Origin of the sequence: Burkholderia sp. ABCPW 111 (assembly GCF_000773065.1) — a bacterium.
In the GTDB taxonomy this organism is placed as follows: Bacteria; Pseudomonadota; Gammaproteobacteria; order Burkholderiales; family Burkholderiaceae; genus Burkholderia; species Burkholderia savannae.
In genome coordinates this window covers 1-24,500 of the sequence record NZ_JPWT01000114.1, presented here as the reverse complement: position 1 = coordinate 24,500, position 24,500 = coordinate 1, and the positions used below count along the sequence as shown (strand labels likewise).

Here is a 24,500-nt window from a genome sequence, read left to right as displayed (position 1 = left end):
GCGACGCTGCGACGTCCTGTTCGCCATGCTGCGCGACGGAACCATTTACCAACCCAAGTCGGCCCCTAACGCTTGACGAACAACATAGGGGCACCCCCCTCTCGATCACCCCGAGTCGGCCCGTTCAGCTCGCCGCGGCCTTGCCCTTGTCCTCTTCCTTCGGCGGCGGCTTGACGAAGAGCCGCGCCGCGATGATCCCCGCCTCGTACAGCAGCACGAGCGGCAGCGCGAGCATCAGCTGCGAGAACACGTCGGGCGGCGTCACGACGGCCGCGACGACGAACGCGCCGACGATCACGTACGGCCGGATCTCCTTGAGCTTCTGCACGGTCAGCACGCCCATCCGCACGAGCAAGACGACGACGATCGGCACCTCGAACGTCACCCCGAACGCGATGAACATCCCGAGCACGAAACTCAGGTAATTGTCGATGTCGGTCGACATCTCGGCGCCGAGCGGCGCGTTGTAGTGCGCCATCACGCGGAAGATCGTCGGAAACACGAGGAAGTACGCGAACGCCATGCCGCACAGAAACAGGAAGTAGCTGCTGCCGACGAGCGGCAAGACGAGCTTCTTCTCGTGCTGGTAGAGCCCGGGAGCCACGAAGGCCCAGATCTGGTACAGCACGAACGGCAGCGCGATCACGAGCGCGACGAGCATCGTCACCTTCATCGGCACGAAGAACGAGCCGGTGACGTCGGTCACGATCATCTTGCCGCCCTTCGGCAGGTTCTCCATCAGCGGCCGCGCAAGCAGCCGGAAGATGTCGGGCGCCCAGTAGACGAGCCCGAGGAACACGACGATCACGGCCGCGCCCGCCTTGATGATGCGGTCGCGCAGCTCGACGAGATGAGAGATGAAGGTTTCTTCCGGACCTTCGTCCGGATTGTGCTGGGGGTCGCTCACGCCGGCCCTCGGTTGAAGTGTCTAGCGCCGATCATCGATCAGAAGAAACGCGCCGGACGGCGCAGGCTCGCCGGCTGGTGTCGCGCGACGCGCGCGGCGCCCGACTGCACCTGCGTACGGCGCATCGTCGCGCGCTTGTACCAGACGGGCGTCACCGTCTTCTTCACGCGCCAGTTGCGGCGCTTCGCCGACGCGGCGGCGAAGGTGCGCCACGACGGCTCGTCGAACGACGCGGGCGCGCCGCCCGATGCGTCCGCGGCCGCCGAATCGCCCGACGACCCGGCCGAATTCCACGCGGCGTTCAGATCGCGCTCGTGCTCGCGCAGGTTGTCGTGGATCGTGTTCTCGACGTTGCGCGCCGCCTGCTCGAAATCGGTCTTCATCGTGCGCAGCGCATCGAGCTCGATCTCGCGCGAGACTTCCGCCTTCACGTCGTTGATGTAGCGCTGCGCGCGCCCGAACAGCGCGCCCGCCGTCCGCGCGACGCGCGGCAGCCGCTCGGGGCCGAGCACGACGAGCGCGACGACGCCGATGAGCGCCATCTTCGAAAGACCGAGATCGAGCATCGCGACGCCCCGTCAGTGTCCGCGCGTCACGCCTTGTTCGAATCCGACGAACGCGCCGCGTCCTTCGCGTCGACGTTCACCGAGCCCGAGCGCGGCAGTTGCTGCGCGTCAGCGGGGGTTTCGCTCTCCTTCATGCCATCCTTGAAACCCTTGACCGCACTGCCGAGATCGTTGCCGATATTGCGCAGCTTCTTCGTGCCGAACACCAGCGCGACGATCAGCAACACGATCAGCCAGTGCCAAATACTCAATCCGCCCATGATGAAACTCTCCTAAACCTCGCCGGTTTCGCGGCGCAAATCACCGGCCCCGTGCCGGCTTCGTTCGGATAGCGGGCCGCCCGCCATCTCATCCCATCCGGCGCCACGGACGCGGCCCGGCCAGAATATGCGCGTGCAGGTGATAGACCTCCTGCCCGCCGCCCGGCCCGGTGTTGATTACCGTCCGGAACCCGGTTTCGCCGCCCGTGTACGCGCAACCCAACTGCTCGGCGAGCCGCGCGACGAGAACCATCATTCTACCAAGCAGCGGCGCGTCGTCCGCGGTGACGGAAGACAGCGTCGGCACGTGCTTGCGCGGTATCACGAGCACGTGCGTGTCGGCCGCGGGCCGGATGTCCCGGAAGGCGACGAACTCGTCGTCCTCGTGCACCTTCGTGCTCGGAATCTCGCCTGCCGCGATCTTGCAGAACAGGCAATTCGGGTCGTGACTCATCGTGTTCCTCGACGCGTCCCGCAACGCGTCAGAACCACGCCTGTGGATCGAGCGTCTTGTTGTCGTTCAAGTACAGCCAGCCTTTAATGATACGGTACAGCGTCCAGATCCACACCGCGCCCAGCACGATGAAGCCGATCCCGACGAACAGCAGCGCGAAACCGATCAGATACGCGATCAGCGCGCGCCAGAACGTACGGATCTGCCATTCGAAATGGGCCTGGTATGCGGTGCCCAGCGCATCGTCGCGTTTCACGTAGTTGATGATGATCGCGACGATGCCCGTGATGCCGCCCGTCAACCAGTGAATCGCGTACAGCAGATAGAGGATGTGCGTCAGCGTGCGCAACGATTGCTGGCGTTCGCCCTCGGTCGCACCCTGGAACGACGGCGGATATTGGTTCGGCGACTCTGGCATGATGCTATTCCCCTTTGATGACAAATCTCACGCGGCGTGTGGCCGCATCGGCTCACCCGCCATTTTCTTCGCGCTCGCGACGCTTGCGCAGCGCCTTTTCCTCGATGCCCGACATCCCTTCGCGGCGCTCGAGCTCGGCGATCACGTCGGCGGGGCTCAGGTCGAAATGAGACAGCGCGACGAGGCAGTGAAACCACAGGTCCGCGATCTCGCCGACGAGCGCGGAAGGCGCGCCGCCCTGGCGGACGTCCTTCGCGGCGAGCACGACCTCGGTCGCTTCCTCGCCGATCTTCTTCAGGACCGCGTCGTCGCCCTTGTGAAAGAGGCGCGACACGTACGATTGCTCGGGATCGCCGCCCTTGCGGCTGTCGATCACGGCGGCCAAGCGCAGCAGCGTGTCTTCGATCGTCGATTGCGTCATTTGTAGATATGTTCGGGATCTTTGAGCACCGGATCGACCGCGACCCATTCGCCGCCGTCGACGGTGCCCTCGAATTTCTGGAAAAAGCACGAGCGCCGGCCCGTGTGGCACGCGATGCCCGCGACCTGCTCGACCTTCAGCAGCACGACGTCCTCGTCGCAATCGAGCCGCACTTCGTGCACGTGCTGCACGTGGCCCGACTCCTCGCCCTTGAACCACAGGCGCTGCCGCGAGCGCGAGTAGTACACCGCTCGCTTCAGTTCGATCGTCTTCGCCAACGCGTCGCGGTTCATCCACGCGAACATCAGCACGTCGTTCGTCGCCGCGTCCTGCGCGATCACCGGCACGAGGCCGTTCGCGTCCCAGCGGACCTTGTCGAGCCAGTCGCCCGGCTTCACTGCTTCGTTCATCACAACCTCACCGCAATGCCACGCTCGGCCATGTAGCGCTTCGCCTCGCCGACCGTGTGCTCGCCGTAGTGGAAAATGCTCGCGGCCAGCACGGCGTCCGCGTGGCCTTCGACGATGCCCGCCGCGAGGTGCTCGAGCGAGCCGACGCCGCCCGACGCGATCACGGGCACGGGCACCGCGTCCGACACCGCGCGCGTGAGCGCGAGATCGAAGCCCGCCTTCGTGCCGTCGCGGTCCATGCTCGTGAGCAGGATCTCGCCCGCGCCGAGCTCGGCCATCTTGCGCGCCCACTCGACCGCGTCGAGGCCCGTGCCCTTGCGGCCGCCGTGCGTGAAGACCTCCCAGCGCGGCGGCTCGCCCTCGGCCGACACGCGCTTCGCGTCGATCGCGACGACGATGCACTGCGAGCCGTACTTGTCGGCCGCGTCGCGCACGAGCTGCGGGTTCGCGACCGCCGACGAGTTCATGCTGACCTTGTCCGCGCCGGCGTTCAGCAGGCGCCGTACGTCCTCGACCGCGCGCACGCCGCCGCCCACCGTGAGCGGAATGAACACCTGCGACGCGACCGCCTCGATGATCGGCAGGATCAGGTCGCGCCCGTCCGACGTCGCGGTGATGTCGAGGAACGTGAGTTCGTCGGCGCCCTGCTCGTCGTAGCGCCGCGCGATCTCGACGGGGTCTCCCGCGTCGCGCAGCTCGACGAAATTGACGCCCTTGACGACGCGCCCGGCGGTCACGTCGAGACAGGGGATGATGCGTTTAGCTAGAGCCATGATGTTACGCGGCATGCCGCGGGTAATGCCGTCCGCGCGCGGCGGACGGCTGGGCGAAAAGGCGTGGCGCCGAGGCGGCGCGTCAGGCGTCGTCGAGCTCGCCGTTCAGTTCGTCCGCGCGCTTTTGCGCGGCGGCGAAATCGAGGTCGCCCGAGTAGATCGCGCGGCCGCAGATCACGCCTTCGATGCCTTCGACTTCCACTTCGCAGAGCTTCTCGATGTCGCCGATGTTCGACAGGCCGCCGCTCGCGATCACCGGAATGCCGACCGCCTGCGCGAGCTTCACCGTCGCCTCGATGTTGATGCCTTGCAGCATCCCGTCGCGGCCGATGTCCGTGTAGACGATCGACTCGACGCCGTAATCCTCGAACTTGCGCGCGAGATCGATCACTTCATGGCCCGTGAGCTTGCTCCAGCCGTCGGTGGCGACCTTGCCGTCCTTCGCGTCGAGGCCGACGATGATGTTGCCCGCGAACGCGCTGCACGCGTCCTGCAGGAAGCCCGGGTCCTTCACCGCCGCCGTGCCGATGATCACGTACGACAGCCCGGCGTCCAGGTACTTCTCGATCGTCTCGAGGCTGCGGATGCCGCCGCCCAGTTGCACGGGGACTTCGTCGCCCACTTCGCCGAGGATCGCCTCGATCGCCTCGAGATTTTTCGGCTTGCCGGCGAACGCGCCGTTCAGGTCGACGAGATGCAGACGCCGCGCGCCGAGATCGACCCATTTACGGGCCATCGCCGCAGGATCCTCGGAAAAAATCGTCGCTTGGTCCATATCGCCTTGTTTGAGGCGCACACACTGACCGTCTTTAAGATCGATGGCCGGAATCAGCAGCATAGCAATCGGGTGTTGTCAGGGAAAAATGAAGAGATCACAAAAGACGTGCGCCGCCCATCCGGCGCGACGCCGTCTCGCTAGTTTAGTACAACTCTTTCTGCGTATCCGCTCGCGAAGCCCGTGCGGCGGGCGTTTTGCACCCGCCGGGTGTGGCTCTCGCGCCACGTTCAGGGGTTCCAGTGGACAAAATTCCGGTATAGCCGCAGCCCCACTTCGGCGCTCTTCTCCGGGTGAAATTGGGTCGCGAAGAGATTGTCACACGCGACCGCGGACGTAAAGACCTCGCCGTACGGGGTCTCGCCCGCGACGTGCGCCGGGTTGTCCGGCACCACGTAGTAGCTGTGCACGAAATAGAAGTACGCGTCGTCCGGCACGCCTTCCCATAACGGGTGCGGCTGTGTCTGATGCACCCGGTTCCAGCCCATCTGCGGCACCTTGAAGCGGGAGCCGTCGTCCTGCAGCCGGCCTTCGAGCTCGAAGCGCAGCACCTTGCCCGGCAACAGGCCGAGGCCCTCCGTGTCGCCTTCGGCGCTCCAGTCGAACAGCATCTGCTCGCCCACGCACACGCCGAGCAGCGGCTTCGCGCGCGACGCCTCGATCACCGCATCCTGCAGGCCGGACTCGCCGAGGCACCGCATGCAGTCGGGCATCGCGCCCTGGCCCGGCAGCACGACGCGGTCCGCCGCGCGGATCGCCTCGGGCCGGTCGACGATCTTCACGTCGGCGGCGGGTTCCGCCTTCATGAGCGCCTGCGCGACCGAGCGCAGGTTGCCCATTCCATAATCCACAATCGCAATCGAAGTTTTCATGTCAGTGCAGGTAACAATGCCTTCAGTCCGTCGACGATGAATTCCACCGCCAGCGCCGACAGCATCAATCCCATCAGACGCGTGACGATGTTGATGCCGGTGCGGCCGATCCAGTGCGCGATCGGCTCGGCGAGCCGCATCGCGAAAAAACAGATGAGCGCGAGCGCCGCGCCGATCGCGACGAGCCCGAGCCGGTCGTACCAGTGCCGGGCGTTCGCCGCGTAGACGATCACCGTGCTGATCGAGCCCGGCCCCGTCAGCAGCGGAATCGCAAGCGGCACGACGGCGATGCTGTTCTTCGACTCCGCCTCGTCGCGCTCCTCGGGCGTCGACCGGGTGTTGCCGATCTGCGCGTTCAGCATCGAAATCGCCATCAGCAGCATGATGATCCCGCCGCCGGCCTCGAGCGAGCCCACCGAGATCCCGAAGAAATCGATGATCTGCTGGCCGAGCAGCGTCGTCACCGCGATCACGCAGAACACGGAGACCGTCGCGACGCGGATCGTGTGCCGCCGCTCGGCTTCCGTCTGCTGCGCCGTCAGGCTCAGGAAAAACGGCACCGCGCCGAGCGGATTGATCAGCGCGAGCAGGGAGATGAACGATTTGAGCAGATCCATCGCAAGCCGGCGCAGCCGCCGCGGCCAGTGGGGTCGTGTTCGCTCCGGCCGGGAATCAGAGGCTGCCCTTCGTCGACGGGATCTGCCCCGCCGCACGCTCGTCGAGCTCCACCGCCATCCTGAGCGCGCGGCCGAACGCCTTGAACACCGTCTCGAGCTGATGGTGCGCATTGACGCCGCGCAGGTTGTCGACATGCAGCGTCACGCCCGCATGATTGACGAAGCCGCGAAAGAATTCGATCGACAGGTCGACGTCGAACGTGCCGATCCGCGCGCGCGTGAACGGCACGTGGAATTCGAGGCCCGGACGCCCGGAGAAGTCGATCACGACGCGCGACAGCGCCTCGTCGAGCGGCACGTACGAATGGCCGTAGCGGCGAATGCCCTTCTTGTCGCCGATCGCCTTCGCGACCGCCTGGCCGAGCGTGATGCCGACGTCCTCGACCGTATGGTGGTCGTCGATGTGCGTATCGCCATGCGCTTCGATGTCGAGATCGACGAGACCATGGCGCGCGATCTGATCGAGCATATGGTCGAGGAACGGGACGCCCGTCGCGAGCTTCTGCTTGCCGGTGCCGTCGAGGTCGAGCTTCACACGGATCTGCGTTTCGCTGGTATTGCGAACGACTTCCGCCACACGCATGGTGATTCCTTGAATTGACTGGTGTAAATGGGGGACGGGAAAGGCGGCGCCCCGGGGTGGCCCGTCAGGGCAGCGCCAACTTCAATGCGGCCAGCAGGCGCGCGTTTTCTTCGGGAGACCCAACCGTTACGCGCACGCAATTGGCGAGCAATGGGTGCATTTTACTCACGTTTTTGATCAGCACCCGCTCGGTCAAAAGTACGTCGAACACGGCGGCCGCGTCCGGCACCCGCACGAGCAGGAAATTGCCCGCGCTCGGGAACACCGTCGCGCCCGGCAGCGCGCCGATCGCGTGCGCGAGCGCCGCGCGCGCGTCGCGCAGTTGCGCGGCCTGCGCGTCGAGCACGTCGAGGCGCTCGAGCAGGAATTCGGCCGCCGCCTGCGTCAGCACGTTCACGTTGTACGGCGGGCGCACCTTGTCGAACTGCGCGAGCCACGCGGGCAACCCGACCAGATAGCCGAGGCGAATGCCCGCGAGGCCGAGCTTCGACATCGTGCGCATCACGACGACGTTGTCGAACGCCGCCGCGCGCGGCAGCCAGCTGCGCTGCGCGAACGGCTGGTAAGCCTCGTCGATCACGACGAGGCTCGCGCTCGCCGCCGCGATGATCCGCTCGATGTCCTCGTCCGGATACAGCGTGCCCGTCGGGTTGTTCGGATAGGCGAGATAGACGAGCGCCGGCCGGTGCTCGGCGATCGCCGCGAGCATCGCGTCGACGTCGAGCGTCAGATCCGCCGCGAGCGGCACGCCGACGAACTCGAGCTGCGCAAACTTCGCCGACAGCTCGTACATCACGAAGCCCGGCAGCGGCGCGAGCACTTTCGCGCCCGGCTTCGCGCACGCCATCGCGAGCATGCTGATGATCTCGTCGGAACCGTTGCCGAGCAGCACGTCGCACGCGGCGGGCACGCCCATCGCCGCGCGCAGCTTGTCGATCAGCGCGGCGGGACGCGGCGCCGGATAGCGGTTCAGCGCGACGTGCGCGAGCCGCTCGCCGAGCTCCGCCGCAAGCGGCGCGGGCAGCGAATACGGGTTCTCCATCGCGTCGAGCTTCACGAAGCCCGTGGCGTCCGGCACCGGGTAGCTCGTCATCGCGAGCACGTCGCGGCGGATGATGTCTTCTGGCGTAGTCATGTCGGCAGCGGCGCGCAGGCGCCGGCGTGGCCCCGGCCGAAGCGCCCTCGCGCGACGCCTGCGCCGCGCGGCGGGCCGCCTCGCCGGGCGGTCTCGGGTTGTCGTCGTTGTTGGCTGGTCTCGTATCGCGCTTCCGGTGCGCCCGGCTTACCTTTAGCCTTTCTGGCGGTCGCCCGCCCCTTTCATCCGGTACTCGGCGCTCTTCGCGTGCGCCTGCAATCCTTCGCCGTACGCGAGCTCCGATGCGATCTCGCCGAGCGTGTGCGCGCCTTCGGCGCTCACTTCGATCACGCTCGAGCGCTTGAAGAAATCGTAGACGCCGAGCGGCGACGAGAAACGCGCGGTGCGCGACGTCGGCAGCACGTGGTTCGGGCCCGCGCAGTAGTCGCCGAGGCTTTCGCTCGTGTAGCGGCCGAGGAAGATCGCGCCCGCATGGCGGATCTGCTTGCCCCATTGCTGCGGCTCGAGCGCGGAGATTTCGAGGTGCTCGGGCGCGATGTCGTTGGCGATCTTGCACGCCTCGGCCATGTCGCGCACCTTGACGAGCGCGCCGCGGCCCTCGAGCGACGCGCGGATCACGTCCCGGCGCGGCATCGTCGGCAACAGCTCGTCGATCGCCTTCTCGACGCGCTCGATGAACCCGTCGTCCGGGCACAGCAGGATCGATTGCGCGAGCTCGTCGTGCTCGGCCTGCGAGAAGAGGTCCATCGCGACCCACGACGGATCGGTCGTGCCGTCGCACAGCACGAGGATCTCGGACGGCCCGGCGATCATGTCGATGCCGACCGTGCCGAACACGCGGCGCTTCGCCGACGCGACGTACGCGTTGCCGGGGCCGCAGATCTTGTCGACGGCGGGCACCGTTGCCGTGCCGTACGCGAGCGCGGCCACCGCCTGCGCGCCGCCGATCGTGAACACGCGGTCGACGCCGCCCAACAGCGCCGCGGCGAGCACGAGGTCGTTCTTCACGCCGTCCGGCGTCGGCACGACCATCACGATCTCGCCGACGCCCGCGACGCGCGCGGGAATCGCGTTCATCAGCACCGACGACGGGTACGCGGCCTTGCCGCCCGGCACGTACAGGCCGGCGCGGTCGAGCGGCGTCACCTTCTGGCCGAGCACGGTGCCGTCGGCTTCCGTGTATTGCCAGCTATGGCTGCCGCATTCGATCTTCTGCTTCTCGTGGTAGCCGCGCACGCGCGCGGCCGCCGCCTCGAGCGCCGCGCGGCGCTTCGGCTCGAGGCCCTCGAGCGCCGCCTCGAGCGCGTCCTGCGGCAACTCGAGCGCCGCGACGCTCCGGGCGTTCAGCCGGTCGAAGCGGTTCGTGTAGTCGAGCACCGCGGCGTCGCCGCGCGCCTTCACGTCCGCGAGGATCTGCGCGACCGAGCGCTCGATCGCTTCGTCTTCGCTCGCCTCGAACGCGAGCACCGCGCGCAATTCGGCCGCGAAGCCTTCGCTTGCCGAATCGAGTTTGCGAATCTTGATAGCCATGCTGTCATCCGTTCCGGTAATGCGCCGAAAGCCGCGAGGGTCAGGCTCCGCTCCGCTGCGACGCGCGTTCGAACGCGTCGAGGAACGGCTTCAGCGCGGCGCGCTTCAGTTTGAGCGCGGCCTGGTTCACGACGAGGCGCGACGAGATCGGCATGATCTCCTCGACCTCGACCAGATTGTTCGCCTTCAGCGTGCCGCCCGAGCTGACGAGATCGACGATCGCGTCGGCGAGGCCCACGAGCGGCGCGAGCTCCATCGAGCCGTACAGCTTGATCAGGTCGACGTGCACGCCCTTCGCGGCGAAGTGCTCGCGGGCGGTCTCGACATACTTCGTCGCGACGCGCAGCCGCGCACCCTGGCGCACCGCGTTCGCGTAATCGAAGCCCGCCGGCACGGCCACCGACATCCGGCAGCGCGCGATGTTCAGATCGATCGGCTGATACAGCCCGCCGCCGCCGTGCTCCAGCAGCACGTCCTTGCCGGCGACGCCGAAATCGGCCGCGCCGTACTCGACGTAGGTCGGCACGTCGGTCGCCCGCACGACGATCACGCGCAGGTTCGGATCGGTGGTCGGCAGGATCAGCTTGCGCGAGGTTTCCGGGTCCTCGGCGACCGTCACGCCCGCCGCCGCAAGAAGCGGCACGGTTTCCTCGAAGATACGCCCTTTCGACAGCGCCAGCGTCAGCGGTGCAGTCATGCTTCGCTCCCTGAAATGCGGCGCACGCTCGCGCCGACGGCCGTCAGCTTCGTCTCCATCCGGTCGTAGCCGCGGTCCAAATGATAGATGCGGTCGACGAGCGTCTCGCCTTGCGCGCAGAGGCCGGCGATCACGAGACTCGCCGACGCGCGCAGGTCGGTCGCCATCACGCTCGCGCCCGAGAGCCTCGGCACGCCCGTGACGAGCGCCGTGTTGCCGTCGACCGCGATGCTCGCGCCGAGGCGGTTCAGCTCCTGCACGTGCATGAAGCGGTTCTCGAAGATCGTCTCGATCACTTGCGCGGAGCCGTCCGCGACCGCGTTCAGCGCCATGAACTGCGCCTGCATGTCGGTCGGGAACGCCGGATACTCGGACGTGCGGATCGCGACCGCGCTCGGCCGGCGATCCATCTTCACGCGCAGCGTGTCGGCGCCCTCTTCGATCGTCGCGCCCGCTTCGCGCAGCTTGTCGATCACCGCGTCGAGGATGTGCGCACGCATGCCGGTGAGCGTCACGTCGCCGCCCGCCGCCGCGACCGCGCAAAGGAACGTGCCCGCCTCGATCCGGTCCGGGATCACCGCATGCGTCGCGCCGTGCAGGCGCTCGACGCCCTGGATCACGAGCCGGTCGGTGCCGATCCCGTCGATCTTCGCGCCCATTTCGACGAGCAGATGCGCGAGGTCCGTCACTTCCGGCTCGCGCGCGGCGTTCTCGATCACCGTCTCGCCGTCGGCGAGCGTCGCCGCCATCAGCAGATTCTCGGTGCCCGTGACGGTGATCATGTCGGTGACGATCCGCGCGCCCTTCAGGCGCTTCGCGCGCGCCTCGACGTAGCCGTGCTCGATGCGGATCTCGGCGCCCATCGCCTGCAGGCCCTTGATGTGCTGGTCGACTGGGCGCGCGCCGATCGCGCAGCCGCCCGGCAGCGACACCTTCGCGTAGCCGAAGCGCGCGAGCAGCGGGCCGAGCACGAGGATCGACGCACGCATCGTCTTCACGAGCTCGTAAGGCGCGACCGGGTTGTCGACGCGCGACGCATCGAGCAACACCCGCGCGCCGTCCGTCTCCTCGCGCATGCCCATCTGGCCGAGCAGCGCGAGCGTCGTGCGCACGTCCTTCAGGTTCGGCACGTTCTCGAGGCGCACGGGCTCGGCGCTCAGCAGGCCCGCGCAGAGGATCGGCAGCGCGGCGTTCTTCGCGCCCGACACGGCGATCTCGCCGGCAAGGCGCCGGCCGCCCTCGATCACGAGCTTGTCCGTTCCGTGCGCATGCGCTTGCCGATTGCCGGCCGGGGTTTCCGTGGCGACGCGCTCGACGGCGTCGCGTTCGTTGACGGTGACTTGCACTGACTGTTTCCGTTTATGCATTCTGCCATTCGGCGGGCGTCAGCGTCTTCATGCTGAGCGCGTGGATTTCCTGCTTCATGCGATCGCCAAGCGCCGCGTAGACGAGCTGATGCCGCTGAATCGGCCGCTTGCCCTCGAAGGCGGGCGACACGATCGTCGCGAAGAAATGCTGGCCGTCGCCTTCGACTTCCAGATGCGTGCAGGCAAGGCCCGCCGCGATGTATTGCTTGACCAGTTCGGGAGTCGGCAACATGAAATGCTCCTGTCAGTACGCGCTGGGCCGCCCGGCGCGATTCGGCGCGCGCGGCGGGGCGGCGGCGAACGCGGCGCGCGGCCGTCGATTCATATCAATGACGCAGTTTGTAGCCGGTGGCGAGCAGCCGCATCGCGATCAGCGCGAGCAGCGCGAAGAAGCCGGCGACGATCGCGAGGCTCGCGAGCGGATTCACGTCGGCGACGCCGAAGAACCCGTAGCGGAAGCCGTCGATCATGTAGAAGAACGGATTGAGCCGCGACACCTCGCGCCACACGGGCGGCAGCGAGTGCGTCGAATAGAACACGCCCGACAGGAACGTGAGCGGCATGATGAGGAAGTTCTGGAACGCGGCGAGCTGGTCGAACTTCTCGGCCCAGATGCCGGCGATCAGCCCGAGCGTGCCGAGAATCGCCGAGCCGAACAGCGCGAACGCGACGATGTAGAACGGCGCGGCGAAGCTCATCGGAATGAACCAGACCGTGACGACGAACACGCCCGCGCCGACCGCGAGCCCGCGCACGACGGACGCGAGCACGTACGCGCCGAAGATGTCCGCGTACGACAGCGGCGGCAGCAGCATGAACACGAGGTTGCCCGTGATCTTCGACTGGATCAGCGACGACGAGCTGTTCGCGAACGCATTCTGCAGCACGCTCATCATCACGAGGCCGGGCACGAGGAAGCTCACGTACTCGACGCCCGGATACACCTCGACGCGCCCCGTCAACGCATGGCCGAAGATCGTCAGATAGAGCAGCGCCGTGACGACGGGCGCGAGCACCGTCTGGAACGACACCTTCCAGAACCGCAGAATTTCCTTGTAGAACAGCGTGCGAAACCCGCTCATGCCAACCCCTCGATCACATCGGCGCCGTTCATCACCTGCACGAACACATCCTCCAGATCGGCCTTGCGGATTTCGATCTCGTCGAAGCCGCAGCCGGCCGCGCGGCAGAGCGACAAGATCCGCTCGACCTCGTCGTAATCGGCGATCCGCAGCAGATGCTCGGGCGCCGTGGCGGGCGCAGCCTCCGCCTCGAGCGCGCGCAGCTCGGCGGGCAGCACGCCGTGCGACAGCCGCAGGAACAGCTGCAGCCCCGAGAAGCGCTGCAGCAGCGCGCGTGTGCGGTCGAGCGCGACGACTTCGCCGCGCCTGAGCATCGCGATGCGGTCGCAGAGCGACTCCGCTTCCTCGAGATAGTGGGTGGTCAGCACGATCGTGTGGCCTTCGCGATTGAGCCGCGAGATGAACTTCCACAGCGTCTGGCGCAGCTCGACGTCGACGCCCGCGGTCGGCTCGTCGAGCACGATCACGGGCGGCCGGTGCACGAGCGCCTGCGCGACGAGCACGCGCCGCTTCATCCCGCCCGACAGCGCGCGCATGTTCGCGTCGGCCTTTTCGGTGAGGTCGAGGTTCGCCATCACTTCGTCGATCCAGTCGTCGTTGCGGTGCAGGCCGAAGTAGCCGGACTGGATGCGCAGCGTCTCGCGCACCGTGAAGAACGGATCGAACACGAGCTCTTGCGGCACGACGCCGAGCGCGCGCCGCGCCGCCCGGAAATCCTTGACGACGTCGTGGCCGCGCACGGTGACGGTGCCTTCGTCGGCGCGCGCGAGGCCGGCGAGAATGCTGATGAGTGTGGTCTTGCCTGCGCCGTTCGGGCCGAGCAAACCGAAAAACTCGCCTTCCTCGACCGACAGGCTGACGCCCTTGAGCGCCTGAAGCGACTTGTAGCGCTTCTTGACGTGACGGATTTCTATGGCTGACATGACTGAGCGCGGCACGACGGCCGCGACGCCTTCTTTATGCTCGATGCGAAAGGGGGAATTGGGGACCGTTCGGCAGCCCCGCAAAACGGTTGATTATAGGGCAAACCGGCGAAGCCGATCGTCGTGGGAACCCGTAGCCGGAGCCCGGGCGCATGATGCGCGTCGCAAACGCGTCGCGCGCTCGCTTCGGCGCATTCGCCGCGCCCGGCCCGGGCGGGCGGCGGGCCCTGCCTCATCGATCAGCGGAACGAAGACGGGCTCGCGAACGGCGCAACGGCCGCCGGCGAACCCGGACGCGGGCGTCAATGTCGCCCGGAGAGAAGCGTGTCGATGCCGTACGCCTGCGCGAGACTCGCGAGCTTCGGCGGCAGATTGAGGATGTCGAGCGTCACGCCGCGCGCACGCGCGGCGCGCTGCCAGGCGAGCAGCACCGAGAGCGCCGACGAATCGAATTGCGCGAGCGCCCCGCAATCGACGGCCGTCGCGCCCGCGTCGATGCGCGCGAGCCCTTGCGCGAGCGCGGCCTTCGCGCTCGCGTGGGTCAACGTCGCGCCGGAGTCGAAGCGGCTCACGATGCCTGCTTGCCCGAGGCAAGCTGCTGGTTGCGCTCGGTCAGGAACTGGATCAGGCCGTCGACGCCGCTTTGCTGGATCTTCTCGTTGAACTGCTGCTGGTAGGTCTGGATCAGCCAGGCGCCCAGCACGTTCAGGTCATAGACGCGCCAGCCCTGCGCCGTCTTGTACAGCCGATAGTCGATCTGCACCGGTTGGCCGTTGTTCATCGCGACCGTGCGCACGACTACATCCGTCGCGTCCGAATCCGCGCGGAACGGCGGGTACTGGATCTGCTGGTCCGGCTTCAGCTGCGCGAGCGCGCCCGAATAAGTGCGGATCAGCAGCTGCTTGAACTGCTCGATCACCTGCTGCTGCTGGGCGGGCGTCGCGGTGCGCCAGTTGCGGCCCATCGCGAGCTGCGTCGTGCGGCGGAAATCGGTGTACGGCAGGATGTCCTTGTTGACGATCGTGATGATGCGGGCGGTATCGCCCTGCCTGATCGTCTGCGCGCGCACTTCGTCGAGCACCTGCTGCGTCGCGGACTTGATCAGCGCCTGCGGATTCGACTGGTCGACTTCCGCGTGCGCGGCGGCCGCGCCAAACGAAAACAGCGCGGCAAAGACGGGGATCAGAAACAGTTTCTTCATAGGTATGCCCTGCTTATGTGGGTCAATGCCAAACTTTGAACCGTCGGCGGCGGCGCAAGTTCGCGCCGGCCGCCGCCAGAATCGTTTCCGGCTGTAACGAATGTAAGTGCCGGGGTCAATGCAGCCGGATGCTCGGGAAACGGATGCCGCCCGGCGACGGCGGCACGACCTGTTGAGCAGGCACGTTGGTCGCGCTGCTCGGGTTCGGCGCCGCGGCCGATGCGGGCGCCGCCACGGCCGGCGCCGCGCCCGACGCCGCCGAAGGCACGGACGCGGCCGCCGGCGCCGACGCGGCAGCCGCGCCGCTCGCCGGCGCCGCGGCGCCCTCTTCCGGCATTTCGTAATTCGGCGGCGGCGCTTCGTTGCCGTAATCCGGCAGGTTCGACTGCGCGCTCGCGCCGCCGCCGATCAGCGCCTGGCGGCGCTGCAGGTACGCGTTGCGCACGAACGAATATTTGTCGATCGCGGCCGCCTCGAGCACGTCGCCCGCGCCGAGCAGGTTCGCGCGCGTGTTGACGAGGTTCAGGCCGAACAGCCCCCAGCTCACGCTGTCGGGCCGCACGTAGGTGAGCGGATTGCCCGCGTAATCGACGGCGAGGCCGGCCGTGTCGCGAATCGTGCTCGGGCCGAGCAACGGCAGCACGAGGTACGGACCGCTCGGCACGCCGTAGTGGCCGAGCGTCACGCCGAAGTCGCTCGTATGCTTCGGCAGCTTCGCGAGCGTCGCGACGTCGAACAGGCCGCCGACGCCGAACACGGTGTTGATCACGACCCGCATGATGTCGCCGACGCCGTCGGCGATCTTCAGCTGCACGATGTTGTTCGCGGCGACGTACACGTCGCCGATGTTCGAGAAGAAGTTCGTCACGCTGTCGCGCACCGGCTGCGGCACCGCCCACTGGTAGCCGCGCGCGACCGGCTTGAGCGCGTACTGGTCGACCTTGTCGTTGAACGTATACATCGTCCGGTTGAAGCCTTCGAACGGATCGCCCTTCGTCGGCGTCTGGACCGTCGCGCAACCGCTCAATGCCGCGGCGGCCGTAATCGCCAGCACCGCGTGTCTGATGCGGATCGTCTGCATGATGTTCTTCCCCTCGGTTCTTCTCTCGGATTCCGCTTGCGCGACGCTCACTGCGCGGCCGCGCCCGATGCCGCCGGCGCGGGCGCGGGCACAGGCGCGCCCGGCGCCGCGGCGGCCGGCTTCGCGCCGCCCGCGTCCGCGGCCTTGCTGTACAGGAACTGCCCGATCAGGTTCTCGAGCACGATCGCCGACTGCGTCATCGTAATCGTGTCGCCCGCCTTCAGCATTTCCGTGTCGCCGCCCGGATCGAGGCCGATGTACTGCTCGCCGAGCAGGCCCGACGTGAGGATCTTCGCCGACGAATCCTTCGGAAACGGGTATTGCTTGTCGAGATCGACCGTGACGAGCGCCTGGTAGGTGTTCGAGTCGAAGCCGATCGCCTTCACGCGGCCGACCACGACGCCCGCGCTCTTCACGGCCGCGCGCGGCTTCAGGCCGCCGATGTTGTCGAACTTCATCTTCACCGCGTAGGTCGGCTGAAACGACAGCGAGCTCATGTTGCCGACCTTCAGCGCGAGGAACAGCAGCGCGAGAAAGCCCAACACCACGAAGAGGCCGACCCAGAAGTCGAGAGCAGTCTTTTTCATCGTCATCCCAGAAAAGGCTTAGCTGAACATCAACGCGGTCAGCAGGAAATCGAGGCCGAGTACGGCGAGCGACGCGTACACGACAGTCTTGGTCGTCGCGTGCGACACGCCCTCGGGCGTCGGCTTCGCTTCGTAACCCTGAAACAGCGCGATAAACGTGACGGCGAAGCCGAACACGACGCTCTTGATCACGCCGTTGCCGACGTCGGCCCACACTTCGACGCCGCCTTGCATCTGCGACCAGAACGCGCCGGGATCGACGCCGATCAACAGCACGCCGACGACGTAGCCGCCGAGCACGCCGACCGCGCTGAAGATCGCGGCGAGGAGCGGCATCGCGATGACGCCCGCCCACATCCGCGGCGCGATCACGTTCTTCAGCGGATCGACCGCCATCATCTCGAGCGCGGTCAGTTGCTCGCCCGCCTTCATGAGGCCGATCTCGGCCGTGAGCGACGTGCCCGCGCGCCCCGCGAACAGGAGCGCCGACACGACGGGGCCGAGCTCGCGCACGAGCGACAGCGCGACGAGCAAGCCGAGCGCCTGCTCGGAGCCGTAGCGGTTCAGCGTGTAGTAGCCCTGCAGGCCGAGCACGAAACCGACGAACAGCCCCGACACGGCGATGATCACGAACGAGTAATTGCCGAGGAAATGGATCTGCTTCGTGACGAGCCGCGGCCGCCTCAGGAGCGAGAAGAACTCGAGCACGACGCGCACGAACATCCGGGTCGCGTAGCCCGTGCGCTCGAGTCCGCCGAGCACGAAACGTCCGATCGCGCTGATCATCTGCGCCCTCCGCCAAGGCCGAAATCCGCCGCGAGCGGCTGGCTCATGTAGTGAAATTTGAACGGGCCGTCCGGCGCGCCGTCGATGAACTGGCGCACGCTCGGATCGGTCGACGCGCGCAGCGCGTCGGGCGTGCCCTCGGCGAGAACGCCGCCGTTCGCGAGGAAGTAGACGTAATCGGCGATCGCGAACGATTCCGGCACGTCGTGCGTGACGAGGATCGACGTCGCGCCGAGCGCGTGGTTCAGCGTGCGGATCAGGTTCGCCGTGATGCCGAGCGAAATCGGGTCGAGGCCCGCGAACGGCTCGTCGTACATGATGAGCTGCGGATCGAGCGCGATCGCGCGCGCGAGCGCGATGCGCCGCGCCATCCCGCCCGACACCTCGGACGGCATCAGGTTGCGCGCGCCGCGCAGGCCGACCGCGTTGAGCTTCATCAGCACGAGATCGCGGATCAGCTCTTCCGGCAGATCCGTGTGCTCGCGCAGCGCGAACGCGACGTTGTCGAACACCGACATGTCGGTGAAGAGCGCACCGAACTGGAACAGCATGCCCATCTTGCGGCGCAGCGCGTAGAGACCCTCACGCGTCTGCGCGCCGACATCGGCGCCGTCGAACAACACCTGGCCGCGACGTGCGCGCACGAGCCCGCCGATCAGGCGCAGCACGGTGGTCTTGCCGCAGCCCGAACCGCCCATCACCGCGACCACCTGGCCGCGCGCGAAACGCATGTTCAAGTTCGACAGGACGAGACGCTCGCCGTAGCCGAAAGCGACGTCGCGAAGCTCTAGCAGGGACTCGGAGGAGGAGCTCACGGAGCTGGCAATCCTTATACGCAGAACGCCGAATTATAGGGCCTGCCTCGGAATGATGTCGTGAAGGCTTCTCAAGCGTTCCAGTCAGAGATTGTCAAATTATCGTCCGAATTTTTGCTGCAACGCAACAATCGCCGCCCGGTAGTCGGCCGCGCCCGTGATCGCGCTGACGACGGCCGCGCTGCCGACGCCCGCCGCCAGCACCGCGCCGAGGGTGTCGACGGCGATTCCGCCGATCGCGACGAGCGGCGCCTGCGGCCCAGCGAAGCGCGCATAGCGCGCGAGCCGCGCGAGCCCCTGCGGCGGCGCGGCGACCGCCTTCGTCGCGGTCGCGAATATCGGGCCGAGCGCGAGGTAGCTCGGCTTCAACTGCAGCGCGACCAGCATTTCGTAGTACCCATGGCTCGACAGGCCGAGGCGCACGCCCGCTCGCGCGATCGCCGCCAGATCGGCGGTCTCGAGATCCTCCTGGCCGAGGTGCACGCCGTACGCGCCCGCGTCGAGCGCGAGCCGCCAGTGATCGTTGATGAACACGCGCGCGTCCGGATGGCGGCGGCCCGCGGCCACGGCCCGCTCGACCTCCGCGCGCAGCGCATCGGGCGACGCGTCCTTCACGCGCAGTTGCACGGTCTTCACGCCGCAGTCGAGCACGCGCTCGATCCACTCGGCGCTCGGCAGCACCGGATACAGGCCGAGCCGCTGCGGACACGGCGGGAACGCGGGCTTCGGCGCGGCGGACACGCCGAGCGCGCGGGGAAAGCGCGCGGCATCGACGGGCCACGGATCGTCGCCGCGCGCATCGTCGCCGTCGCGCCACGCGAGCGCGAGCACGAGCGCGTCGGACGCCGGAAAACCGCAATCGAGAAACGCGGCGAGCGCCGCGATCCAGTCGTCGGCGAGCGGCCCGCGCGCGGCGAGCGCATGGCGCGCCGCACCCGTGTGGAGCGTCGCCGATACGTCATCGATCACGATCGCCTGCGCGCCCGCCGCCGTCAGCCGCGCGATGTGCGCGGCGTGCGCATCGGCGTCGCCCGCGATCGCGACCCACAGGTCGCCCGCGCGCGGATGCTCGGGCGGCGCGAGGCAAATGCGCGTGCGCATGTCGGGCGACGGCCATACGCCGAGCGTCGCGCGAATCCGCTCGGCGGTCTCGGTGAGCTCGTCGGCGGGCGGCCAGAATGCGTTGGGGAGCGCCGGGCTCATGCGTGGCTCCCGTCCTGGTGCCAGAACGGCATCCCGACGACGGGCGTGCTCGCGTGCGCGGTCTCGCGCGCCTCCATCGCCCCCGCGAGATACGCGGCGCGCCCGGCCTCGACGCCCTGCGCGAACGCGCGCGCCATGATCTCCGGATGCGTCGCCTGCGACACGGCCGTGTTGAGCAGCACGCCGTCGAAGCCCCACTCCATCACCTGGCACGCGTGCGACGGCACGCCGAGCCCCGCGTCGACGATGAGCGGCACATCCGGCAGCCGCTCGCGCAGCACGCGCAGCCCGTACGGATTCACGACGCCCTTGCCGGTGCCGATCGGCGCGCCCCACGGCATCAGCACCTCGCAGCCGGCGTCGAGCAGGCGCCGGCCGATCACGAGATCCTCGGTGCAGTACGGCAGCACCTTGAAGCCTTCCTTGACCAGCAGCGTCGCCGCTTCGATGAGGCCGACGGGGTCCGGCTGCAGCGTGTAGTCGTCGCCGATCAGCTCGAGCTTGATCCAGTCGGTCTCGAACACCTCGCGCGCCATCTGCGCGGTCGTCACTGCCTCGGCCACCGTCTGGCAGCCCGCGGTGTTCGGCAACAGCGGCACGTCGTGGCGCTTGAGCAGATCGAAGAAGCCGGCCTCGGCCGCGCCGGCGTTCATCTGGCGCCGCAGCGCGACCGTCACCATGCCCGGCCGCGCGGCCGCGATCGAATCGGACAGCGACTGCAGCGACGGATAGCGCGACGTGCCGAGCAGCACGCGGCTCGCGAAGGTTTTGCCGTGCAGCGTGAGCGTGTCGGCGGAGGAAAGAGGCGTCATCGGAAGATCCTGTGGGAACGGGGTGCGGAGGCGATGCCGGCGCGCCGGCGCATCAGCCGCCCGCGACCGGATGCACGACGTCGAGCTTGTCGCCCGCGGCGAGCGCGCGTGCCGCGTGCTGCGTGCGCGCGACGAACGCGCCGTTGACCGCGACCGCGAACGGCGGCTGCGCGCCGTACGCCGCGAGCGCGTCGGCGACCGTCGCGCCGTCGGGCAGCGAGAGCGTCTGTTGATTGATCTGGATGTCCATGATGGCTGTCGATGTCGGTTGATCGGTTCGTCGGGCCGCGCTCAGGCAGGCGCGTGGTGCGCGGCGCCGTGCTGCAGCAGCGCCGGCCAGCGCGCGTCGCACCGCCACGCGGCGAACGTGTCGGCGTCCCTCACCGTGCGTTCGACGAGCGCCTGCGCGAAGCGCGCCGCCGTATCGGCGACTTCCGGCGCGATCATGAAGCCGTGCCGATACAGGCCGTTGACCGCGAGCGTCGCGCCGCCGTCCCAGACGAGCGCCGGGCGATGATCCGGCAGCGTCGGCCGGCATTGCGAATTCAGTTCGAGAATGCGCGCCTCGCCGAACGCCGGGTGCACCGAGAACGCGGCGCTCAGCAGCTCGAGCGCGGAGCGCACGCTGACGGGCGACATGTCCTCGCCTTCGATCTCGGTCGCGCCGATCACGTAAAGATCGTTCTCCTTCGGCGCGACATAGAGCGGATAGCGCGGGTGCAGCAGCCGCACGGGGCGCGTGAGGCCGATGCCCGGCGCATGCACACGCGCGACCTCTCCGCGGATGCCGCGCAGCGTCGGCATCTGCGCCTTCGCGCCGAGCCCGCGGCAGTCGATCGTGATGCGCGCGGCGGGCGCCGCCTGCGGCTCGATCGCCGTATTCCAGTGCGCATCGACGCCGCGCTCCGCAAGGCCCGCGGCGAGCGCGCGCAGCACCTGTCGATTGTCGAGCTGGCCCTCGCGCGGCAGCAGCAGGCCGTGCGCGAAGCGCCCGGCGAGCGCCGGCTCGGCCGCGTCGACCTGCGCGCCCGCGAGCGCGACGAGGCCGCCGTCGAGCAACTCGGCGCTCGCGTTCGCGCGCACGCGACGCTCGAAGAGCGGCGCTTCCGCGCGGTCCGCGTGATGCCAGACGACGAGCGTGCCGTTGCGCTGGAAGAACACGGGTTCGGGCAGCTCCGCGAGCCAGCGCGGCCAGAGATCGAACGACGCGACGCCGAGATCGGTGACGAAGCGCTCGGCGCTCGCCGCTTCGGCGAGCGGCGCGAGCATCGCCGCCGCGACCCACGCGGCGGAGCCCGAGCCTGCCGCGTCGCCACGCTCGTACAGCGCGACGCGGTGCCCCGCGCCCGCGAGACGCCATGCGATCAGGCGGCCGACGAGGCCGCCGCCCAGCACCGCGAAATCGGGCTCAGACGCACGCAGGTTCATCGCATCCGCCCGTCGTGTTCGTCACATGAAAGCGGCTCGAAGCGGGAGCCGGGAAATCCGCCGCGGCCGACGGCTCGCAGCGAAGCAAAAGAACTGAAGATTGCACGGTCATCGATACCTTCCGTCACGCGCGAAGATGCGCACCCAAAAGGACGAAACCGGCGACTGAGGCCGGCCGGGACTCGCGATGCGCGCGGCTCGCCGAAGCGACGGCGCGGGCATGGCCCGGCGGGATCGGAAACTTCCCGCGCCGGTATTACCCGGATCGGGTGCGAAGGGTCTCTCTCAGCCTCGCCGCGCATCCGGCCACGCCGATTCGGCAGGGCCGAGGCACGCGAAGCACCCCTGTTTCGTCGGCGGTCATTAGACCATAAAAGCGGAAACGGCCGCAAACCTCGCGCTGCGGCAAATTCGCCTGCCGCGCGGCGGCGCTGGCACAATGCCCGCTGGGCACGGCGCGCGAGCGAGCATCGCCGCGGCGCCGAGCCAGTGCCGTTCCCGGCATTAAGCGCCGTTTAAGGCGCGCTCGCCAGAATCCGCGGCACGCACGCCGCGCGCGGCGCCGAACGGACGCGCCGGGCGCGGCCCGGTTGTCCGCCCGGCGTCGCCGGCCTCACATCAGGAAGCTCATGACTCAATCGATGCAAGTCCTCGCCCCCGTCCCGGACGGCCCGACGCAATCCCCGCCTCCCGTATCCACGTGGAGCCTCATCAAGCCCTATTGGGTTTCCGAGGAGTGGAAAGTCGCGTGGGGCCTGCTCGTCACGATCGTCGCGATCAACCTGACGCTCGTGTGGATCAACGTGCGGATCAACTCGTGGAGCGCATCGTTCTACAACGCGCTGCAATCGAAGGACGTGCGCGACTTCCCGAGCCTGCTGATCACGTTCGCCGTGCTCGCGTTCGCGTTCATCATCCTCGCGGTGTACGGCCTCTATCTGCGCCAGATGCTCGGCTTCCGCTGGCGCCAGTGGCTGACGACGCGCTTCCTGCACGAATGGCTCGGCGAGCGCAACTTCTACCGGATCGAGCGCGACCGGCTCGCCGACAACCCCGATCAGCGGATCGCGGACGACCTGCAATCGCTCGCGTCGACGACGCTGTCGCTGTCGCTCGATCTGCTGTCGACGGTCGTCACGCTGGTCTCGTTCGCGACGATCCTCTGGTCGATCGCCGGCGCGGCGACGATCTCGCTCGGCGGCCACGCGATCACGATTCCCGGCTACATGGTGTGGGTCGCGATGATCTACGCGATCGCGGGCTCCTACGTGATGCACCGCTTCGGCCATCCGCTCGTGTCGATCAACTACCAGCAGCAGCGCGTCGAGGCGGACTTCCGCTTCAGCCTGATCCGCATCCGCGAGAACGCCGAGCAGATCGCGTTCTACAACGGCGAGCCCGTCGAAACCGCGCACGAGCAGAACCTGTTTCAGCGAATCCGCGAAAACTGGTGGCGCGTGATGCGCTACACGAAGCGCCTCACGTTCGTGCTGAACTTCTATGCGCAGCTCGCGAGCCTCTTTCCGATCGCGGTCGCCGCACCCCGCTACTTCGCGGGCGCGTTCACGTTCGGCGTGCTGATCCAGATCAGCCGCGCGTTCAGCACCGTCAGCGACTCGTTCTCGTGGTTCATCAACAGTTACGGCACGCTCGCCGAGTGGCGCGCGACCGTCAACCGTCTGCGCGAATTCAAGCGCGTGATGGGCGCGTCGCATCTGAAGGAAGCGATGTCGCCCGCGACCGAGCGCGGCGGCATCAACCTGCACTACGTCGACGCGCCGCAGATCACGACGTCGGGCCTGAAGCTCGCGCTGCCGAACGGCGCCGCGCTCACGTCGATCGGCGACGTCGCGATCGAGCCCGGCTCGCGCTGGCTCGTGCGCGGGCCGTCCGGCTCCGGCAAGAGCACGCTGATGCGCGCGCTCGCGGGGCTCTGGCCGTTCGGCGACGGCGCGATCGACGCGCCCGTCGACGCGCGGATGATGTTCGTTCCGCAGCAGAGCTATTTGCCGATCGGCACGCTGAAGGCGGCGCTCGCGTATCCGTCGGCCGTCGACACGTTCAGCGACGACGCGTGCCGCGACGCGCTGCGCGCGTGCGGCCTCGGCGACTACGTCGAGCGGCTCGCCGAGACGGGCCACTGGACGCGCATCCTGTCGCCCGGCGAGCAGCAACGCCTCGCGGGCGCGCGCGTGCTGCTGCACAAGCCCGATTACCTGTTCCTCGACGAGGCGACGAGCGCGCTCGACGCCGACAACGAAGCGCGCCTCTACCGGCTCTTCGACGAGCGGCTGCCGAAGGCGGCGATCGTCAGCATCGCGCACCGCGAATCGGTTGCGTCGTTCCACGAGCAGACGCTCGACGTGCGCCGCGACGAAGCGAGAGTCGCCGCGTGAGCGGCGCGCGCGAGCGCGTCGTGCTGATCACGGGCGCGGGCTCGGGGATCGGCGCGGCGCTCGCAGCCAGGCTCGCCGCGCCCGGCGTCGCGATGATGCTGCACGCGCGCGGCGCAGGCGACGCCGCTTGGCCGCATCGCCGAGCCGGACGACGTCGCGGCGCTGATCGCGTTTCTACTCTCCGATGAAGCGCGCCACATCACCGGGCAGGTGATTCACATCGACGGCGGGTTGACGCTCGGCTGAACGTGCCGGCGGATTAACGAAACGGTTCGAACGGCCGCGTTGGCGTTGGCGTTGGCGTTGGCGTTGGCGTTGGCGTTGGCGTTGGCGTTGGCGTTGGCGTTGGCGTTGGCGTTGGCGTTGGCGTTGGCGTTGGC

General features: G+C 68.0%; 30 protein-coding genes, 1 pseudogene and 1 riboswitch. Of the genes and pseudogenes, 2 read left to right on the top strand and 29 right to left on the bottom strand.

Annotation, left to right across the window (positions count from 1 at the left end):
- Positions 1–124 precede the first annotated feature (124 nt).
- From tatC to X946_RS25920, 29 genes are all read right to left on the bottom strand, one after another.
- Complete coding sequence (gene tatC / locus X946_RS26060) at positions 125–907, bottom strand: twin-arginine translocase subunit TatC (RefSeq protein WP_038753787.1); 783 nt, start codon at positions 905–907, stop codon at positions 125–127.
- Positions 908–945: 38 nt separating this feature from the next.
- On the bottom strand, positions 946–1,473 hold the full coding sequence (gene tatB, locus X946_RS26055) for a Sec-independent protein translocase protein TatB (protein WP_038753784.1): 528 nt from the start codon (positions 1,471–1,473) through the stop codon (positions 946–948).
- Positions 1,474–1,499: 26 nt separating this feature from the next.
- A complete protein-coding gene (gene tatA, locus X946_RS26050) occupies positions 1,500–1,733 on the bottom strand; it encodes a Sec-independent protein translocase subunit TatA (protein WP_038753781.1) in 234 nt (77 codons plus the stop codon).
- Between the two features lie 88 nt (positions 1,734–1,821).
- Complete coding sequence (locus X946_RS26045; RefSeq protein ID WP_038753799.1) at positions 1,822–2,187, bottom strand: histidine triad nucleotide-binding protein; 366 nt, start codon at positions 2,185–2,187, stop codon at positions 1,822–1,824.
- A 28-nt stretch (positions 2,188–2,215) separates the two neighbouring features.
- Positions 2,216–2,605, bottom strand: a complete 390-nt coding sequence (locus X946_RS26040) for a DUF4870 family protein (RefSeq protein WP_038753778.1) — start codon at positions 2,603–2,605, stop codon at positions 2,216–2,218.
- Positions 2,606–2,657: 52 nt separating this feature from the next.
- Positions 2,658–3,026: a phosphoribosyl-ATP diphosphatase gene (locus X946_RS26035; protein ID WP_038753776.1), complete on the bottom strand. Its 369-nt coding sequence runs from the start codon at positions 3,024–3,026 to the stop codon at positions 2,658–2,660.
- Positions 3,023–3,436 carry a phosphoribosyl-AMP cyclohydrolase gene (gene hisI / locus X946_RS26030; RefSeq protein ID WP_038753773.1) on the bottom strand — a complete coding sequence of 138 codons (414 nt, stop codon included), beginning with the start codon at positions 3,434–3,436 and terminating at the stop codon, positions 3,023–3,025. The genes X946_RS26035 and hisI overlap by 4 nt, the downstream gene beginning before the upstream one ends.
- Positions 3,436–4,209 (bottom strand): imidazole glycerol phosphate synthase subunit HisF, encoded by a 774-nt coding sequence (hisF, locus tag X946_RS26025; protein ID WP_038753770.1) that lies wholly within the window; start codon positions 4,207–4,209, stop codon positions 3,436–3,438. Before hisF ends, hisI begins: the two co-directional genes overlap by 1 nt.
- A gap of 82 nt (positions 4,210–4,291) precedes the next feature.
- Positions 4,292–5,047: a 1-(5-phosphoribosyl)-5-[(5-phosphoribosylamino)methylideneamino]imidazole-4-carboxamide isomerase gene (hisA, locus tag X946_RS26020; protein WP_038753768.1), complete on the bottom strand. Its 756-nt coding sequence runs from the start codon at positions 5,045–5,047 to the stop codon at positions 4,292–4,294.
- A 167-nt stretch (positions 5,048–5,214) separates the two neighbouring features.
- A complete protein-coding gene (gene hisH, locus X946_RS26015) occupies positions 5,215–5,856 on the bottom strand; it encodes an imidazole glycerol phosphate synthase subunit HisH (RefSeq protein ID WP_038753764.1) in 642 nt (213 codons plus the stop codon).
- On the bottom strand, positions 5,853–6,473 hold the full coding sequence (locus X946_RS26010) for a YchE family NAAT transporter (RefSeq protein ID WP_038753762.1): 621 nt from the start codon (positions 6,471–6,473) through the stop codon (positions 5,853–5,855). The genes hisH and X946_RS26010 overlap by 4 nt, the downstream gene beginning before the upstream one ends.
- Before the next feature lie 55 nt (positions 6,474–6,528).
- Entirely contained in the window at positions 6,529–7,116 is a 588-nt protein-coding gene (hisB, locus tag X946_RS26005; protein WP_038753759.1) for an imidazoleglycerol-phosphate dehydratase HisB, read from the bottom strand.
- A 64-nt stretch (positions 7,117–7,180) separates the two neighbouring features.
- Positions 7,181–8,251 carry a histidinol-phosphate transaminase gene (gene hisC / locus X946_RS26000; protein WP_038753757.1) on the bottom strand — a complete coding sequence of 357 codons (1,071 nt, stop codon included), beginning with the start codon at positions 8,249–8,251 and terminating at the stop codon, positions 7,181–7,183.
- 153 nt (positions 8,252–8,404) lie between these two features.
- Complete coding sequence (gene hisD / locus X946_RS25995) at positions 8,405–9,742, bottom strand: histidinol dehydrogenase (RefSeq protein ID WP_038753754.1); 1,338 nt, start codon at positions 9,740–9,742, stop codon at positions 8,405–8,407.
- Between the two features lie 40 nt (positions 9,743–9,782).
- Positions 9,783–10,439, bottom strand: a complete 657-nt coding sequence (gene hisG, locus X946_RS25990; RefSeq protein ID WP_006029350.1) for an ATP phosphoribosyltransferase — start codon at positions 10,437–10,439, stop codon at positions 9,783–9,785.
- Positions 10,436–11,785: a UDP-N-acetylglucosamine 1-carboxyvinyltransferase gene (gene murA / locus X946_RS25985; protein ID WP_038753751.1), complete on the bottom strand. Its 1,350-nt coding sequence runs from the start codon at positions 11,783–11,785 to the stop codon at positions 10,436–10,438. The genes hisG and murA overlap by 4 nt, the downstream gene beginning before the upstream one ends.
- Positions 11,786–11,798: 13 nt before the next feature.
- The gene (locus X946_RS25980; protein WP_038753747.1) at positions 11,799–12,038 is read right to left on the bottom strand and encodes a BolA family protein; all 240 of its coding nucleotides are present in this window, start codon (positions 12,036–12,038) and stop codon (positions 11,799–11,801) included.
- Between the two features lie 94 nt (positions 12,039–12,132).
- On the bottom strand, positions 12,133–12,888 hold the full coding sequence (locus tag X946_RS25975; protein WP_038753743.1) for an ABC transporter permease: 756 nt from the start codon (positions 12,886–12,888) through the stop codon (positions 12,133–12,135).
- Positions 12,885–13,811 (bottom strand): ABC transporter ATP-binding protein, encoded by a 927-nt coding sequence (locus X946_RS25970; RefSeq protein ID WP_038753740.1) that lies wholly within the window; start codon positions 13,809–13,811, stop codon positions 12,885–12,887. The genes X946_RS25975 and X946_RS25970 overlap by 4 nt, the downstream gene beginning before the upstream one ends.
- Before the next feature lie 302 nt (positions 13,812–14,113).
- Positions 14,114–14,383, bottom strand: a complete 270-nt coding sequence (locus X946_RS25965; protein ID WP_038753737.1) for an STAS domain-containing protein — start codon at positions 14,381–14,383, stop codon at positions 14,114–14,116.
- Positions 14,380–15,012: an MlaC/ttg2D family ABC transporter substrate-binding protein gene (locus tag X946_RS25960; RefSeq protein WP_038753734.1), complete on the bottom strand. Its 633-nt coding sequence runs from the start codon at positions 15,010–15,012 to the stop codon at positions 14,380–14,382. Before X946_RS25960 ends, X946_RS25965 begins: the two co-directional genes overlap by 4 nt.
- 115 nt (positions 15,013–15,127) lie before the next feature.
- Entirely contained in the window at positions 15,128–16,093 is a 966-nt protein-coding gene (locus X946_RS25955) for an MlaA family lipoprotein (protein WP_038753796.1), read from the bottom strand.
- A gap of 47 nt (positions 16,094–16,140) precedes the next feature.
- Entirely contained in the window at positions 16,141–16,686 is a 546-nt protein-coding gene (gene mlaD, locus X946_RS25950; protein WP_038753731.1) for an outer membrane lipid asymmetry maintenance protein MlaD, read from the bottom strand.
- 12 nt (positions 16,687–16,698) lie between these two features.
- Positions 16,699–17,466 (bottom strand): lipid asymmetry maintenance ABC transporter permease subunit MlaE, encoded by a 768-nt coding sequence (mlaE, locus tag X946_RS25945; protein WP_038753728.1) that lies wholly within the window; start codon positions 17,464–17,466, stop codon positions 16,699–16,701.
- Positions 17,463–18,281, bottom strand: a complete 819-nt coding sequence (locus X946_RS25940) for an ABC transporter ATP-binding protein (RefSeq protein ID WP_038753725.1) — start codon at positions 18,279–18,281, stop codon at positions 17,463–17,465. The genes mlaE and X946_RS25940 overlap by 4 nt, the downstream gene beginning before the upstream one ends.
- Before the next feature lie 99 nt (positions 18,282–18,380).
- On the bottom strand, positions 18,381–19,484 hold the full coding sequence (gene thiE / locus X946_RS32415; RefSeq protein WP_081990039.1) for a thiamine phosphate synthase: 1,104 nt from the start codon (positions 19,482–19,484) through the stop codon (positions 18,381–18,383).
- On the bottom strand, positions 19,481–20,296 hold the full coding sequence (locus X946_RS25930) for a thiazole synthase (RefSeq protein WP_038753722.1): 816 nt from the start codon (positions 20,294–20,296) through the stop codon (positions 19,481–19,483). The genes thiE and X946_RS25930 overlap by 4 nt, the downstream gene beginning before the upstream one ends.
- A 52-nt stretch (positions 20,297–20,348) precedes the next feature.
- Positions 20,349–20,546, bottom strand: coding sequence for a sulfur carrier protein ThiS (gene thiS / locus X946_RS25925; RefSeq protein ID WP_038753720.1), 198 nt, complete (start codon positions 20,544–20,546; stop codon positions 20,349–20,351).
- A 41-nt stretch (positions 20,547–20,587) separates the two neighbouring features.
- Positions 20,588–21,724, bottom strand: a complete 1,137-nt coding sequence (locus tag X946_RS25920; RefSeq protein ID WP_038753717.1) for an FAD-dependent oxidoreductase — start codon at positions 21,722–21,724, stop codon at positions 20,588–20,590.
- A 225-nt stretch (positions 21,725–21,949) separates the two neighbouring features.
- Positions 21,950–22,081, bottom strand: a riboswitch (TPP riboswitch).
- A gap of 272 nt (positions 22,082–22,353) precedes the next feature.
- Between X946_RS25920 and X946_RS25915 the strand changes: the two genes are divergently transcribed.
- Together X946_RS25915 and X946_RS36760 are read left to right on the top strand one after the other, a co-directional pair.
- Positions 22,354–24,120, top strand: a complete 1,767-nt coding sequence (locus X946_RS25915; RefSeq protein ID WP_038753714.1) for an ABC transporter ATP-binding protein/permease — start codon at positions 22,354–22,356, stop codon at positions 24,118–24,120.
- 105 nt (positions 24,121–24,225) lie between these two features.
- A pseudogene (locus X946_RS36760) lies at positions 24,226–24,366 on the top strand (SDR family oxidoreductase); the annotation flags it as partial.
- Between the last annotated feature and the right edge of the window lie 134 nt (positions 24,367–24,500).